We start from the raw sequence: 14,501 nt of genomic DNA, 5'->3' as shown, positions 1-14,501 counted from the left end.
TTCCGAATCCTCGCCCGATGGTTGATTGCCAACGGACACGTGGATGAGGATCCCACGGCCAGGCTGGACAAGCCGAGCGCCTCGGCCATGAAGCTCATCAAGCTCGACTCGGCACCCGACGTCGATCGCTTGGCAGGCCGAATGCACAGCCCGCTTGACGACATTTGGCAAACGATCTGTGGAACCGGGCTCGAGCCGAGTGTCACGCTCGATCTCGACGTCAACGAACTGGATCCCGCGACGAAAGAAGTCATTGGTCTCGGCACCAAGAATCTCCTTCGTCAGCGGCGTGTCGAATGTAGCGAAGCCGCGTGGAACGCTTTGGCGACTCACCGGACCGCTGCCGTGAGTGCCGGCCGAGCCAAGGTGTGGCCGAGTGTTGATGTCTTGGGGCGCTAAGTCACGCGCCAGCTGCTGTCCAACGAGGTTGCACGTGCCAGGGCGGAGCTGGTCAAAGAAGGCTTCACGCAATTCGAAGGGATTCACCCGTACTCGGGACGCCACACCTTCTGTGTCATGGCGCTCGCCGGGGGAGCAACGGCGAAGGACGTGGCGGATCAGCTGGGCCACCGAGACGAAACGATGGTGCTCAAGTGCTACAAATTGTGGATTCCGAAACGGGGCCGCATCCGAGACGCGCTCAAGACGGAGAAAGACGCACCTGCGATGAGCGCTTGAGACTTCTGCCAACATTGCCGGACTCTTGCCGAACGATGATTTTACGAAGGGCGCCGTTGGTAACCCATTGATTTTTAACAGATTACAAAGAAGTCTCGTCTTGAGATCATCCTTGGTAAAGATGAGGTCACCGGTTCGATCCCGGTTGTGAGCTCTATGGGATAACCCCGTAAACCGTTCTGGTTTATGGGGTTATTCGTTTTCTACACCCCGGACTCCAACGCGTTCTACCGGAGGGCTACGAGACGCGAAGTGACCCTCGCCCGCGAGACGGCGAGGTGTCGTAGCTTTGCCCCTCGGAGTGACGCCGACCCAATCGCCGATGGATCTCCCGGAGGCGTTGCTCGTCGCCCTTGTCTCACGGACGGAGTGAGCGCGGTGCGGATTCAGATCGGAAGGTATTACCAAATTCTAGAGGCGCCATTGACGTCATCGCATCTCAGTTCCTCCGGCATTCGCTGGCGTATTTTGGCGCTCCTCGTGTTCGCCAGTTTCGTCGCGTATCTGCTGCGCAGCAATCTTTCTATAGCGGGCGAGCGCATGATCGGCGACCTCGGTCTCACGAAAATGCAGCTCGGCGCCATCCTCGCGGCGTTCGCGTCGCCGACCGTCGTCATTGCTTCGCTCATGCTGTTGCGCTTTCTCATGGGCGTTTTGCAGGCACCGCTCGTGGTCTTCCGCGCGGCGGCGACCCGCCCGCTCATCTACCACGTGCTGGTCGGGACCGCGCTTGTCCTCGGCCTGGCCAACGGCGCAGTCGCACAAGACACGCGCACGCCCCGCACCGCGGCTCGGCGAATCGATCGCGTTCGTGTTCCTCCACTCGACCATCGCATCGATGTCGTGACACCGATGGCCCCGGAGTTGGCCACCTTTGGGGCCTACCCGATCGGCGTGCGCACGATCACCGTGACCGATCGCAACCGCCGCGATGTGCTGCGCATGACCGCGGCCGACACCACGGCGCGATACGATCGATCACTCACACTTGAAGTGTGGTACCCGGCTGCCGCAGGGAGCCCAGCGCGCGTTGGGGAGTACCGTGTGATCATGCGCGATCCGTCGGTCACCATCTCGCTCTTCGGCCAAGCCCAGCGCGATGCCACACCGCGTGATGGCGACGCACCGTTTCCGCTGCTCATCATCTCGCACGGATATCCAGGCAATCGCTACCTGCTCAGTCATCTCGGCGAGAACCTGGCCAGCAAGGGCTATGTGGTCGTCTCCATCGATCACACCGAGAGCACGTACGACAATGCCCAGGCGTTTGCCAGCACGCTGTACAATCGCCCGCTCGATCAACTGTTCGTGTTGCAAGCGATCGCCGAACTTGGTGCTCCCACGTCGCGCAGCTTTCTCGCTGGTCGTGTTGATGCCAGTCGGAGTGGCCTCATTGGCTATTCCATGGGCGGGTACGGTGTCGTGAATACCATCGGCGGTGGATTCCGCACCGCAGCGGCCACACTGCCTGGCGCGCCGCCCAACAACCTGCTCCTGGAGCGGAGCGCCGACAATCCGACGTATCAACGAGGCGGTGGTGATGCGCGCATCAAGGCCGCGGTGGCGATTGGCCCGTGGGGCATGCAGGCGGGCTTCTGGGATGCGGAGGGTCTGGCCGGCATTCGCACCCCCACGCTCTTTGTGGCCGGCAGCGCCGACGACGTGTCGGGTTATGAGAACGGGACCCGTGCGCTGTTTCGTGGCGCCGTGAACGCCGAGCGCTATCTGCTCACGTTCCTTGGTGCGGGACACAACGCCGGTGCACCAATCCCTGCGCCTCCCGAAAGCTACGCCTACTCACCGACGCTCAAGTCATTTCCGTTCACGCACTACGCCGACCCGATGTGGGACACGCGTCGCATGAACAACATCATGGCCCATTTCATCACCGCGCACTTTGACGCGGAGCTGAAAGGCGATCGCAGCAAGCTCACCTATCTGCAGGTTGTGCCCAACGGAAAGGACGGGAAGTACGCGATCGACCGCGACGGCAAGCCACTGGCCACGCACACGTACTGGAAGGGTTTCAAGCGTGGGACGGCGGCGGGGCTGATGCTGGAGCGTGCGGCCGAGCGACGGCCGTAGCTACGCGCACGCTGGCCGCCAGACGCGTTACGGACGGGTCGTGCAGTACGCGCCGCCGACGCACGTGAGCGGCACAAACAGCTCCCCCTGGAGCTTCCAGTTCCCATCGACACGGCGCCACTGTGCCTGATACATGCCGCTGACCCGCAGCGGACCATCCGGCTCGGTCCACGTGCCCACCCACGTGCCGCGCTCAGCCGCGACGTCCCAGCGTTGATTGACATCGATCGAGGTGGGCGTTCGCACGAACTTCGTGTCGGGGCGCCGAGCGAAAGTCTCCGCCATACTCCGCACATTCGCGACGCGGTCGACGTTGAGGACGCTGCGCGAGTTCAGCACGCTCATGCTGGGGAGCCATTCGCGCGCGATCGCGACGGTATCGTGGGCGCCTGTCCGTGCGCGATCGCGGGTATGCAGGCGAGGAACGCGATTAGCAATGGGCGGTGGTGGAGTTTCATGGTAGCTGCACGGTGACGGGATGATCGCGGCGTGAAGCGTCATGACGGTAGCACGGTGGGGCCCAGCGCGACAGTTTGCCAGATCGTGCATCCGAAGTTGCTGACCGATGCCACGGCGGCCGAACGATTTGTGCGTGAGGCACGCAGCTCTCCGGTCGCTCCGTGGCAGCCGCCAGCACCGCCGTTCGCGCGAAGTCCGCGACGATCGCGCAGGCCGGCGGAGAAGATACACATCTGGATCGCGAAGCAAGGTCTACCGCTTGACCGGCAACGCATGTCCGAGATTCTACAGATCCCGAGTGTGGCCCTGTTCGCGCAAGTCCCACTTCGTCAACTACTTACGCCACCACCCCGTTATTCAGACGCTGATTTCGAGCCCATTTCACTCGTTCTCCTCTGAAAAACGTTGGGACACCACTGATGCCGGTGGAGCTTACCCCTCGTGAATACGGATTGATCTGTTTCCTGCCCGATGCGCAAGACGGCAAGCCGCACGTCGCGCACGGCACGCTGAAGCAGTTTGCAGAGTAGCACACGGCATCGGGAGCGCGGGTCATTGATTGACATAGGGGGCTGGGGTATCGCAATATCCCATGGAGGCGCGAAAGCGCCGGTCCATTTGCCTTAGGGAGCGACCTCGATGCCCCAGCCACCTGTGCCAACGTCTATCGCAAACGCCGCCGCGATCGCGGACGATGTCGAGTCCCCTGCCGTCGACTGCGGCTGCGGTGGCCACGACGAGATTGGCCGAAAGGCCGTCGCCGTCGATCCCGACACCAAGGCGCGAAATCTCAAACGACTGCGCCGCATTGAAGGACAGATCCGCGGGTTGCAGAAAATGGTCGAGGAAGACCGCTACTGTGCCGATATCCTGACCCAGATCTCCTCGGCCCACGAGGCACTTCGTGCCGTTGGCCGTGAGCTCATGCGCAATCATCTCAAGCATTGCGCCGCGACCGCGATCGCCGCCGGAGGTGAAACGCGTGATGCCATGTACGACGAACTGGTCGACATGATGTACAGGCACAGCCGGTAAGCGCCATGCGCGAAGATGCCAAGTTGCGAGTACTCCCGACTCGAAACTTCGACTTGAAACCCACCACTCACGTGAGTCTCGAGTCGTGAGTAGAAGTTGGGAGTTACGAGTACTCTCCGCTCGCAGCCGTTTCGGTTTCCATTTGGGTTGCAAAACAGAAGGCCGCGGCAACCGACTCCCAGCACGCGACTTGCGAGAGCGTTGTGGCCGCACTACGTTGCAAGGCTCGCCCCGTTTGGGGGGAGATCCATCGGGGAGCCTGAACATGGCTAAGCGCGCCCAGCGAATGCAGGCGGCGCACCCGGTGCAGAAGACGTCTGTGTGCTGTAGCACGGAGCCGGACCATGGCGCGCGAAAAGATCATTCTCGGTTGCACCGAGTGCAAAAACCGCAACTACTTCACCACGAAGAACAAGCGTCTTCACCCTGAACGCGTGGAGTGGCAGAAGTATTGCCCGCGCTGCAATGGCCACAAGACGCATAAGGAAACGAAGTAGAGATGACGGCTCCCGTCGAGGTTTCCCGTCCGGGGCTCGGCACGCGGTCGGTCACGTTCTATCATGACGTGATCGCCGAGATGAAGAAGGTGACCTGGCCCGATCGCGCGCAGCTTCAGCAGGCGACGATTCAGATCATCATTTTCGTGCTGCTACTTGGAGCGGTGATCGCCCTGGTCGACGTCGCGTTGCAAGCGCTGCTCGTGCGCCTGCCCGCGATGTTGCTCGGCCGCTGACCCCGCATATGTCTCTGTCGATGCTCGAGCACCGGTGGTATACGGTCCAGACCACGTCTGGCCACGAGAACAAGGTGTTGCGCCTGATCCAGCGGAAGATCGACATGGATCAAGCGACGCCCGAAGATCGCCTGATTCGTCAGGCGCTCGTGCCGGTCCAGGAAGTGGTAGAGATCAAGAACGGCAAGAAGGTGACCGTCGAGCGGAAACTGTTCCCGGGCTACGTGCTCGTGGAAATGGTTGCCAGCCAGGACACCTTGCACGAGGTCAACGCCATTCAAGGCGTGATCAAGTTTGTGGGGAAGGAAAAGGATCCGACGCCGCTGCGCGACGACGAAGTCCGTCGGTTGCTGGGGCAGTCGGATTCGACCGAGGAAGCGCCGACCCGTGAGGAGATTCCCTTCCTCATTGGGCAGGCGGTGGCGATCACGGAAGGGCCGTTCGCCGACTTCAACGGAACCGTCGAAGAGATCCTGTCCGACAAGGGCAAGGTCAGGGTGTCGGTCAGCCTGTTCGGCCGACCCACCAGTGTGGAGCTCGATTACCTGCAGTTACGCGGGTACTGAGTTCTTCGCAGGACGTCGCGACCACTCGACGTAAAACAAGGTGGCAGCACGACCGCAGTGCCGGATGGTCCGGCCGCGGAACTTGCGATGAGGAAAACGCATGGCCAAGAAGGTCACTGGATTCGTCAAGCTGCAGATTCCTGCAGGCAAGGCGAACCCGGCGCCCCCAGTAGGTACGGCCCTCGGTCCGCAGGGTATCAATATCATGGGCTTCTGCAAAGAGTTTAATGCTCGGACGCAGGGCGGTGATATGATCATCCCGGTCGAGGTCACGATCTACGGCGACAAGTCGTTCACCTTCATTTTGAAGACTCCGCCGGCGGCGGAACTCATCAAGAAGGAGCTTGGCGTCGCGAAGGGCTCGGGTCAGCCGAATAAGGTGAAGGTCGGTACGATCACGAAGGCGCAGCTCGAGAAGCTCGCCACCGTGAAGATGCCGGATCTGAACTGCGATTCGATGGAGAGCGCAATCGCCATGATGGCGGGTGCCGCGCGCTCCATGGGCATTGTGGTCAAGGATTGAGTCTCATGGCACAGAACGGGAAGAAGTACCGCAGCGCGAGTGAGCGCCGCGAACTCGGGAAGCCGTATGAGGCCAGCAAGGCGATCGACATCGTGAAGCAGATGAGCTTCGCGAAGTTCGACGAAACGGTCGAAGTCGCGATCCGTCTCGGCGTCGATCCCCGTCACGCCGATCAGGTGGTGCGCGGCACCGTCGTCCTGCCCGAAGGAACGGGTAAGACGATGCGCGTGCTCGTCATCGCTGCCGGTGCGAAGGCACAGGAAGCGTTAGACGCGGGCGCCGATTATGTCGGTACCGAGTACCTCGCCAAGATCAAAGATGGCTGGTTGGATTTCGACGTGCTGATTGCCACGCCGGACCAGATGGGGCAGCTCGGCCAGCTCGGCCGCGTCCTCGGTCCTCGCGGCCTCATGCCGAATCCCAAGGCCGGAACCGTCACGTTCGACGTGGCGAAGGCAGTCAAAGAGTCGAAGGGTGGCAAGATCGAGTTCCGCGTCGACAAGGGTGGCAATGTGCACGCCCCGATCGGCAAGGTTTCCTTCGCACCCGAGCAGCTCGCGACCAACTTCGCCGCGCTGATGGATACCATCGTTCGCTCGAAGCCGTCCGCGGCGAAGGGCGTGTACATTCGGAACGTCGCGATCTCGAGCTCCATGGGACCTGGCGTCACCATCGACACCACGCCGTACCGGTAAGAGGGAGACGCAACCATGAAAGCTAAGGCCAAGGCCAAGAAGAGCGACAAGCAGCTCCTTGTTGACAGTCTGAGCGCCAAGCTCGGATCGGCGCAGGCGCTGTTTTACACCGACTTCACCGGTTTGAACGTGAAGCGCATGACGGACCTCCGTCGCCGCCTGAAGAAGGTCGGTATCGAGTACGTCGTGATCAAGAACACGCTGGCGATCCGTGCCGTCAACGAGAGCGGGCTGGTGTCCCAGCGTCTGAAGGGCCCGACGGGGGTGGTGGTGGCCAAGGACGGCATCACTGCGGCCAAGGTCCTCTCCGATTTTGCCAAGGAGAATGATCAGCGGCCGTCCGTGAAGGGCGGGATCTATGAGGGCAACGCCGTGGACGAGGCGATGGTCAAGAAGTTGGCCTCGCTTCCGACGCGCGACGAAGCTCTGTCGATCTTCGCTGGCTACCTCAACAGCATCCCGATGATGTTTGCCCTCGCCCTCGACGCCCGCAAGACGCAGCTCGAAGGCTCCAACTAAGTCCCCAGGCGTTCGCCTGATCACACGCCCCAGGCTCCCTGGGGGAGATTTACGGAGAGTACCACCATGGCTAACACGACCCTGAGCAAGGACGAGATCCTCGACGCGATCGGCGCGATGAGCGTTATCGATCTGTCCGAGCTTATCGAAGAGTTCAAGACGAAGTTCAACGTCACGATCGCCGCGGTTGGGGCGGGCGGCGGCGGCGCGGCGGCTCCGGCTGCCGTGGTTGAAGAGCAGACGGAGTTCGCCGTCATCCTCAAGGAAGCCGGCGGCAAGAAGATTCAGGTCATCAAGGTCGTGCGTGAGCTGACCGGTCTGGGCCTGAAGGAAGCCAAGGACCTTGTGGACGGCGCCCCGAAGGCCGTGAAGGAAAACGTCACGAAGGACGAAGCTGCCGCGATCAAGGCCAAGCTCGAGGCCGAGGGCGCGACCGTCGAAGTCAAGTAAGGCTGCCGACCGTTCGTCGTTTCAACTGCAGTTCCGTCGTTGTAACGCTCCTCCCCGGGGGAGCTGGTCACCGAAAAGTGACCGGCTCCGTCGGGGACGGAGCGCTTTGCGCCTCCGGTATCGCCGGATTCGGTGCGCCCCGTATGTGGGTGAGCCCCTAAGGATATGATGAACCAGATCTCGTTCGCGAAGCTCGAGACGGGCATGGATATGCCCCATCTGCTCGACATCCAGACGCGCGCCTTTGAGTCGCTGCTCCAACTGGATGCTGCCTCGCAAGAGCGCGAGGATGTTGGCCTCGAGCGCGTTTTCAAGGACCTGTTCCCGATCTCGGACGTCCACGAGAATTTTTCGCTGGAGTTCGTTCGGTACAGCCTCGGTGAGCCCAAGTACTCTGTCGCCGAGTGTATCGAGCGCGACATGACCTACTCGGCGCCTCTCAAGGCCACGTTGCAGCTGGTCATCTTCGAGGATACCGGGGACGGCAAACGCCCCCGCAATATCATCGAGAAGGAAGTCTATCTCGGCGAGCTTCCGCTCCTGACCGAGCTGGGCACCTTCGTGATCAATGGCGCCGAACGCGTCATTGTCTCACAGCTGCATCGCTCCCCCGGCGTCGTGTTCGAGGAGAGCACGCACCCGAACGGGCAGCGGCTGCTTTCGTCGCGCATCATCCCCTTCCGGGGATCATGGGTCGAGTTCACCGTGGACATCCACGATGTGATCTACGTCCACATCGACAAGAAGAAGAAATTCCCTGCGACGGCGCTGCTGCGCGCGTTCGGATATGGCGAAAATCGCGATATCCTGCGCCTGTTCTTCGCTGAGCGGGAACTCGACCTTGTGATGAAGCGCGAGACGCGCATCGAGTTGCGTGAGATCCTCGGTGCGATCATCGCCGAAGACATCACCCTCTCGGGCGAAGTTACCCCCGATGATGCCCCGAAGGCGAAGACCAAGAAGGCGAAGGCCGAGCGCGAACGCGCCGAGGCCGAGCTGCTGGTACGCGAGGGTGACGAACTCACCGAAGAAGTGCTCAACCGCCTTGTGCGGCAGGGCCTCGACACGGTGAAAGTCTTTGCCTCGTACACGCAGATCGATCTGCGCGACGAGCAGGACGCGATCGACCGTGGTGAGCGCGAAGTGCGCCGCACACTGGCACGCGACGTCGTCGATGCCGACACTGGTGAGGTCGTAGCCGAAAAGGGTGCGGTCCTCGTCGATGCCGTGATCAAGCGTATCCGCAAGGCTGACCTCACCAAGGTGCAGGTCTTCGTCGCCTCCGGTCGCGCCGAGTCGACGCTGATCAAGAACACCTTGGCCAAGGATCCGACGAAGCACGAGGAAGAAGCGCTGAAGCAGATCTACGCGCTCCTCCGTCCGGGCGACGCGCCCAACCGCGAGACGGCCAAGCAGGCGCTCGAGCGTCTGTTCTTCTCGCCCAAGCGCTACGACCTCGGTCGCGTCGGACGCTACAAGATCAACCAGCGTCTGCGTCTCAACACGGCGATGTCGACCACCGTCCTCACGAAGGAAGACTTCGTCGAGATCATGCGCCAGCTCGTGGAACTCCACGAAGGCCGCGGCGATGTGGACGATATCGATCAGCTGGGTAACCGCCGTATCCGCTCGGTGGGTGAGCTGATCGCCAACCAGTTCTCCGTTGGTCTCTCGCGCATGGCGCGACTGGTCAAGGAGCGCATGTCGATCAACACCGATCCCGAGAAGATCTCGCTCGACGATCTCGTGAATGCGCGTACCGTGTCCGCCGTCATTCAGGCGTTCTTCGGTTCGTCGCAGCTCTCGCAGTTCATGGACCAGACCAATCCGCTGGCCGAACTGACGCACAAGCGTCGTCTCTCGGCCCTCGGACCTGGCGGACTCACGCGCGAGCGTGCCGGCTTCGAAGTGCGAGACGTGCACTACTCGCAGTACGGCCGCATGTGTCCCATCGAGACGCCGGAAGGCCCGAACATCGGCCTGATCACGTCGCTCGCCTGCTACGCCCGCGTGAACGACCTCGGCTTCATCGAGACGCCGTACCGCATCGTGAAGGACAGCCGGGTGACCGGTGAAATCGTGTGGCTCGACGCGAACCGCGAAGAAGACGCGATCATCGCGCAGGCCAATTCGAAGCTCAATCCCGACGGCACGTTCGTCGATGATCTCGTGCTGTCACGTAAGCGAGGGGACCTCCCGCTCACGCCGCCGGCCGACATCGACTACATGGACGTGGCGCCGGAACAGCTCGTGTCGATCGCTGCCGCGCTCATTCCGTTCCTCGAGCACGACGACGCCAACCGCGCGCTGATGGGCTCGAACATGCAGCGTCAGGCTGTACCGTTGCTGAACCCGCAGACGCCGTTCGTCGGTACCGGTCTCGAAGCGACCGTGGCCGTCGACTCGGGCGCAGTTATCATTGCGCGTCGTCCGGGCAAGGTGACCAGCGTGACCGCCGACGAGATCATCGTCGACGCGGGGCTGATCGGCACGATCGATGCTGACCGTCCGCTGGCGCGCTTGGGACATCTCGACCGCTACCGACTCAAGAAGTACTGGCGCACCAACCAGGACACCGCCATCAACCAGCGTCCGCTCGTGCGCATGGGGCAGATGGTGTCCAAGGGTGAGGTGCTGGCCGACGGTGCCGCCACGGAAATGGGGCAGCTCGCGCTCGGCGCGAATGTCACGGTGGCGTTCATGCCGTGGTATGGTCACAACTTCGAAGACGCCATCGTGCTCTCCGAGCGCCTGGTGAAGTTCGACGTGTACTCGTCGATTCACATCCAGGAACTCGAACTGCACGTCCGCGACACGAAGCGCGGGAAGGAAGAAATCACGCGCGAAATCCCGAACGTCGCCGAAGAGTCGCTGGTCGACCTCGACGAGCGTGGTATCGTGCGTATCGGCGCCCAGGTGAAGCCGGGTGACATCCTCGTCGGCAAGATCACGCCGAAGGGTGAAACCGAGCTCTCGCCCGAAGAGAAGCTCCTCACTTCGATTTTCGGCGAACACGCCAGGGACGTGAAGGACAGCTCGCTCAAGGTGCCGCCCGGAATGGAAGGCGTGGTCATCGACGTGAAGATCTTCTCGCGCGTCGAAGATCAGGTCGTTGAAAAGGATCGTGGTGAGCGCATCGGTGAAGTGCGTCGACTCGAGGGCGAGGAGAAGATCCGCGTCAACGAAGTCCGCGACATGGAGCTGGCCGCGCTGCTCGATGGCGAGACCATCTCGCTGGCCCTCAAGGCTGGCACAGTGGAAGAAGCGATCGCCGCCGGCACCACCCTCACGAAGGACATGCTGAGTGGTTTGCGTTTCGCGACGCTGGATCTCAAGACGTTCCGCGTGGAGAGCAAGAAGGCCAACGATCGCGTGCGCGAGATCATCGATGCCGCGAACGAGGAAAAGGCCCGTATCGAAGAGCGCGCCGAAGAGCGCATCGACCGCATTCTGCAGCCTGATGAGCTCCCGCCTGGCGTGATCCAGTTGGTCAAGGTGTATCTGGCCGAGAAGCGCAAAATCTCGGTCGGCGACAAGATGGCCGGACGTCACGGGAACAAGGGTATCGTGGCCCGTATCGTCCCCGAAGAAGACATGCCGTTCATGCCGAACGGTCGTCCGGTGGACATTGTGCTCAACCCGCTTGGCGTTCCGTCGCGTATGAACGTCGGACAGATTCTCGAAACCCACCTCGGGTGGGCCGCGAAGCTGCTCAACTTCTACGCGAAGACGCCGGTATTTGAAGGTGCGAACGAGCGAGAAATCGGCCTGCTCATGAAGCTCGCCGGCCTCCGCTGGGCGCGCGAAACGCTCGAACTCGGCGCGTCGTCGTTCGACGCCACGCCGCAGGATGTGCGTCACCTGCTCTCCGACATCAAGCCGGATCGTCGTCTGCCGGATAAGGTCGAACTGCTGGGTGATGCGAACCTGAACGACCTCGCGACGAAAGCCATGTCGGCCGAAACGAAGTCGCTGTTCAGCCGCGTGAAGGAGTTCGTGACGCAGGGTGCCCGTACCGTGGCCGCGCGTGAGCTCGAAGGGGTGCGCGCGTCACTGGCGATCCACCAGTCGGCCGAAGGCGAGCCGGATGCCGATTTTATGGCAGGTATTGCGTCGCTCGAGGCCGAAGCGGCCATGAGCCCGGTGGACACGCTTCTGCGTATCGGTCAGCCGGCGCTGGCCGCAATGCTCGCCGGCAAGGATGTCAATGTCGATGCGGCTGGCGCGGAGCTCATTCGTCTGGCGGGCCTCACGCCCACCGGTAAGGTGCGCCTTCGCGACGGTCGTACCGGCGAAACGTTCAACGCGCCGGTCACGGTCGGCGAGATCTACGTGCTGAAGCTCAGCCACCTGGTCGACGACAAGATTCACGCGCGCTCGATCGGACCGTACTCGCTCGTCACGCAGCAGCCGCTGGCGGGTAAGGCGCAGTTCGGTGGACAGCGCTTCGGTGAAATGGAAGTGTGGGCGCTCGAGGCATATGGCGCGGCGCACACGCTGCAGGAAATCCTGACGGTCAAGTCCGACGACGTGAACGGCCGTAGCCGTGTCTACGAGGCGATCGTGAAGGGTCAGAACTTGCCGGAGCCGGGTATCCCGGAATCGTTCAACGTGTTGGTGAAGGAACTGCAGGCGTTGGGTATCAAGGTCACGCTCGGCGCCAGCGATGGCTCCGGTCACGATCTGATCGACGCCGGTGGCAACGGTAACGGCGGGGAGGAATAACCATGATCGACTTCCGCAGCTCGCGCGAAGCCCGCGCGTCCGCGTTTGACTACATGTCGGTCCGTATCGCCTCACCCGAGGAGATCCGCGGACCCAAGGACCCTAAGGAGCGTGAACGGCTGGAAATGGCCGGCTTGCGCACCTGGTGGTCGTGGGGCGAAGTCACCAAGCCCGAAACCATCAACTACCGCTCGTTCAAGCCCGAGAAGGACGGCTTGTTCTGCGAGCGCATCTTCGGTCCGGTCAAGGACTGGGAATGCCATTGCGGGAAGTACAAGCGCATCCGCTATCGCGGCGTGATCTGTGACCGGTGCGGCGTGGAAGTCACGCTCAGCAAAGTCCGGCGCGAGCGCATGGGTCACATCGAACTGGCGGTGCCGGTCGCGCACATCTGGTTCTTCAAGACCCTGCCGTCCCCGATGGGTAACCTGCTCGACGTCACGCTCCGTGACCTCGAGAAGGTGATCTACTATTCGAACTACATCGTCATCGATCCGGGCTCGCAGGAAGTGCGTGAGCGCCAGCTGCTCGACGAAGACGAATACCTGACGCTGCGCCAGAAGGCGAAAGCGGAAGGCGATGCGGCGTTCCAGTGCGACATCGGCGCGCCGGCCGTGCGTGAACTGCTCAAGCGTCTCGACGTCGACAACACGGCCGAAGAATTGCGCGCGTCCGTGGTCGGCGAAACGTCGCAGCATCGCAAGAAGCAGATGCTCAAGCGCCTGAAGATCGTCGACGCGTTCCGCACCAGCGGCGAGGGCGGAGAAATCCGCAACCGTCCGGAGTGGATGATTCTCGACGTGATTCCGGTCATCCCGCCCGACCTGCGACCGCTCGTGCCGCTCGACGGCGGTCGCTTCGCCACGTCCGACCTGAACGACCTGTACCGTCGCGTCATCAACCGCAACAACCGTCTCCAGAAGCTCATCTCGCATCGCGCGCCGGAAGTCATCCTGCGCAACGAAAAGCGAATGCTGCAGGAAGCGGTCGACGCGTTGTTCGACAACGGCCGTCGCTCCAAAGCCATTCGTGGCCGCGGCAAGCGTCCGCTCAAGTCGCTGTCCGACATGCTGAAGGGCAAGCAGGGCCGGTTCCGTCAGAACCTGCTCGGCAAGCGCGTGGACTACTCGGGCCGTTCGGTCATCGTCGTGGGTCCGGAGCTCAAGCTGCACCAGTGCGGCTTGCCGAAGGCGATGGCGCTCGAACTCTTCAAGCCGTTCATCATCCACAAGCTGGTGGAGAGCGGTGAAGCCGAGACCGTGAAGCGCGCCAAGAAGATCGTGGAGCGCGAGAACGCGATGGTCTTCGAAGTGCTCGAAGGCATCATCAAGGATCACCCGGTGCTGCTCAACCGCGCGCCGACGCTGCACCGTCTGGGCATCCAGGCGTTCGAGCCGGTGCTCGTGGAAGGCAAGGCCATTCGAATTCACCCGCTCGTCTGCGCGGCGTTCAACGCCGACTTCGACGGTGATCAGATGGCCGTGCACGTGCCCCTGTCGTTCGAAGCGCAGATCGAAGCGCGTGTGCTGATGCTGTCGTCGAACAACATTCTGAAGCCGTCCGACGGACGCCCGGTGGCTGAGCCGTCTCAGGACATCGTGCTCGGCTGCTACGTGGCTACGAAGGCGCCGACGGGCTTCGACAACGTGACCTCGAAGGACCCGGTGGCCGTGGCCAAGCTTTCGGCGATGACGAGCATCGCGGAAGTGGAAATGGCGATTGCGAACAATCGTGCGACGTACCAAACGCCGATCCGGTGGCTCGACAAGACCGAGAGTGGCGTGACGTGGATCCCGACGACCACCGGCCGCGTGCTGTTCAACGCGATCGTGCCGAAGGGGCTGCCGTTCCTGAACAAGGACATGAAGAAGAAGGCCTTGGGCGAACTCGTGTTCCAGAGCTACCGGACTGCGGGACTCGCGGAAACGGTGGCGCTGCTCGATCGCCTGAAGGAGTTCGGTTTCCGCAACGCGACGCGCGGCGGTGTCTCCATCGGTATCGAAGACCTGCACATCCCGAAGGAAAAGGAAACG

The 14,501-nt window shown here is 62.1% G+C and carries 13 protein-coding genes; 12 read left to right on the top strand and 1 reads right to left on the bottom strand.

Annotation, left to right across the window (positions count from 1 at the left end):
• Window positions 1-399 (top strand): hypothetical protein (locus ACESNG_RS18725; protein ID WP_373070302.1); only part of this gene is annotated, 399 nt, incomplete at its 5' end.
• A gap of 702 nt (window positions 400-1,101) precedes the next feature.
• On the top strand, window positions 1,102-2,763 hold the full coding sequence (locus ACESNG_RS18720) for a dienelactone hydrolase (protein WP_373064774.1): 1,662 nt from the start codon (window positions 1,102-1,104) through the stop codon (window positions 2,761-2,763).
• 27 nt (window positions 2,764-2,790) lie between these two features.
• On the opposite strand, the gene ACESNG_RS18715 is transcribed toward ACESNG_RS18720, so the two are convergent.
• Complete coding sequence (locus ACESNG_RS18715; protein ID WP_373070300.1) at window positions 2,791-3,264, bottom strand: nuclear transport factor 2 family protein; 474 nt, start codon at window positions 3,262-3,264, stop codon at window positions 2,791-2,793.
• 597 nt (window positions 3,265-3,861) lie between these two features.
• Here ACESNG_RS18715 and ACESNG_RS18710 point away from each other — a divergent pair.
• From ACESNG_RS18710 to rpoC, 10 genes are all read left to right on the top strand, one after another.
• The gene (locus tag ACESNG_RS18710) at window positions 3,862-4,257 is read left to right on the top strand and encodes a metal-sensitive transcriptional regulator (RefSeq protein WP_373070298.1); all 396 of its coding nucleotides are present in this window, start codon (window positions 3,862-3,864) and stop codon (window positions 4,255-4,257) included.
• A gap of 344 nt (window positions 4,258-4,601) precedes the next feature.
• The gene (gene rpmG / locus ACESNG_RS18705; RefSeq protein WP_373064778.1) at window positions 4,602-4,754 is read left to right on the top strand and encodes a 50S ribosomal protein L33; all 153 of its coding nucleotides are present in this window, start codon (window positions 4,602-4,604) and stop codon (window positions 4,752-4,754) included.
• A gap of 2 nt (window positions 4,755-4,756) precedes the next feature.
• Window positions 4,757-4,990 carry a preprotein translocase subunit SecE gene (secE, locus tag ACESNG_RS18700; RefSeq protein ID WP_373064780.1) on the top strand — a complete coding sequence of 78 codons (234 nt, stop codon included), beginning with the start codon at window positions 4,757-4,759 and terminating at the stop codon, window positions 4,988-4,990.
• 8 nt (window positions 4,991-4,998) lie between these two features.
• A complete protein-coding gene (gene nusG, locus ACESNG_RS18695) occupies window positions 4,999-5,556 on the top strand; it encodes a transcription termination/antitermination protein NusG (protein ID WP_373064781.1) in 558 nt (185 codons plus the stop codon).
• Between the two features lie 100 nt (window positions 5,557-5,656).
• The gene (rplK, locus tag ACESNG_RS18690) at window positions 5,657-6,079 is read left to right on the top strand and encodes a 50S ribosomal protein L11 (protein WP_171225357.1); all 423 of its coding nucleotides are present in this window, start codon (window positions 5,657-5,659) and stop codon (window positions 6,077-6,079) included.
• A gap of 5 nt (window positions 6,080-6,084) precedes the next feature.
• Window positions 6,085-6,774 (top strand): 50S ribosomal protein L1, encoded by a 690-nt coding sequence (gene rplA / locus ACESNG_RS18685; RefSeq protein WP_373064783.1) that lies wholly within the window; start codon window positions 6,085-6,087, stop codon window positions 6,772-6,774.
• Between the two features lie 15 nt (window positions 6,775-6,789).
• Entirely contained in the window at window positions 6,790-7,293 is a 504-nt protein-coding gene (gene rplJ / locus ACESNG_RS18680) for a 50S ribosomal protein L10 (protein WP_373064785.1), read from the top strand.
• A 66-nt stretch (window positions 7,294-7,359) separates the two neighbouring features.
• Complete coding sequence (gene rplL / locus ACESNG_RS18675; RefSeq protein ID WP_373064786.1) at window positions 7,360-7,743, top strand: 50S ribosomal protein L7/L12; 384 nt, start codon at window positions 7,360-7,362, stop codon at window positions 7,741-7,743.
• Between the two features lie 168 nt (window positions 7,744-7,911).
• Window positions 7,912-12,468: a DNA-directed RNA polymerase subunit beta gene (gene rpoB, locus ACESNG_RS18670; protein ID WP_373064790.1), complete on the top strand. Its 4,557-nt coding sequence runs from the start codon at window positions 7,912-7,914 to the stop codon at window positions 12,466-12,468.
• Between the two features lie 2 nt (window positions 12,469-12,470).
• On the top strand, window positions 12,471-14,501 hold a 2,031-nt coding region (rpoC, locus tag ACESNG_RS18665; protein ID WP_373070296.1), incomplete at its 3' end, for a DNA-directed RNA polymerase subunit beta'.

It is taken from the genome of Gemmatimonas sp., from assembly GCF_041689975.1.
Taxonomy (GTDB): Bacteria; Gemmatimonadota; Gemmatimonadetes; order Gemmatimonadales; family Gemmatimonadaceae; genus Gemmatimonas.
Note: the sequence above shows the minus strand (reverse complement) of the source record. Positions and strands in the feature narration are given on the sequence as shown.

Excerpts from the sequence above, each read along its gene's own strand:
- ACESNG_RS18715 (WP_373070300.1), bottom strand. The coding sequence starts at position 3,264 with ATGACGCTTCACGCCGCGATCATCCCGTCACCGTGCAGCTACCATGAA.
- ACESNG_RS18710 (WP_373070298.1), top strand. The coding sequence starts at position 3,862 with ATGCCCCAGCCACCTGTGCCAACGTCTATCGCAAACGCCGCCGCGATC.
- rpmG (WP_373064778.1), top strand. The coding sequence starts at position 4,602 with ATGGCGCGCGAAAAGATCATTCTCGGTTGCACCGAGTGCAAAAACCGC.
- secE (WP_373064780.1), top strand. The coding sequence starts at position 4,757 with ATGACGGCTCCCGTCGAGGTTTCCCGTCCGGGGCTCGGCACGCGGTCG.
- nusG (WP_373064781.1), top strand. The coding sequence starts at position 4,999 with ATGTCTCTGTCGATGCTCGAGCACCGGTGGTATACGGTCCAGACCACG.
- rplK (WP_171225357.1), top strand. The coding sequence starts at position 5,657 with ATGGCCAAGAAGGTCACTGGATTCGTCAAGCTGCAGATTCCTGCAGGC.
- rplA (WP_373064783.1), top strand. The coding sequence starts at position 6,085 with ATGGCACAGAACGGGAAGAAGTACCGCAGCGCGAGTGAGCGCCGCGAA.
- rplJ (WP_373064785.1), top strand. The coding sequence starts at position 6,790 with ATGAAAGCTAAGGCCAAGGCCAAGAAGAGCGACAAGCAGCTCCTTGTT.
- rplL (WP_373064786.1), top strand. The coding sequence starts at position 7,360 with ATGGCTAACACGACCCTGAGCAAGGACGAGATCCTCGACGCGATCGGC.
- rpoB (WP_373064790.1), top strand. The coding sequence starts at position 7,912 with ATGAACCAGATCTCGTTCGCGAAGCTCGAGACGGGCATGGATATGCCC.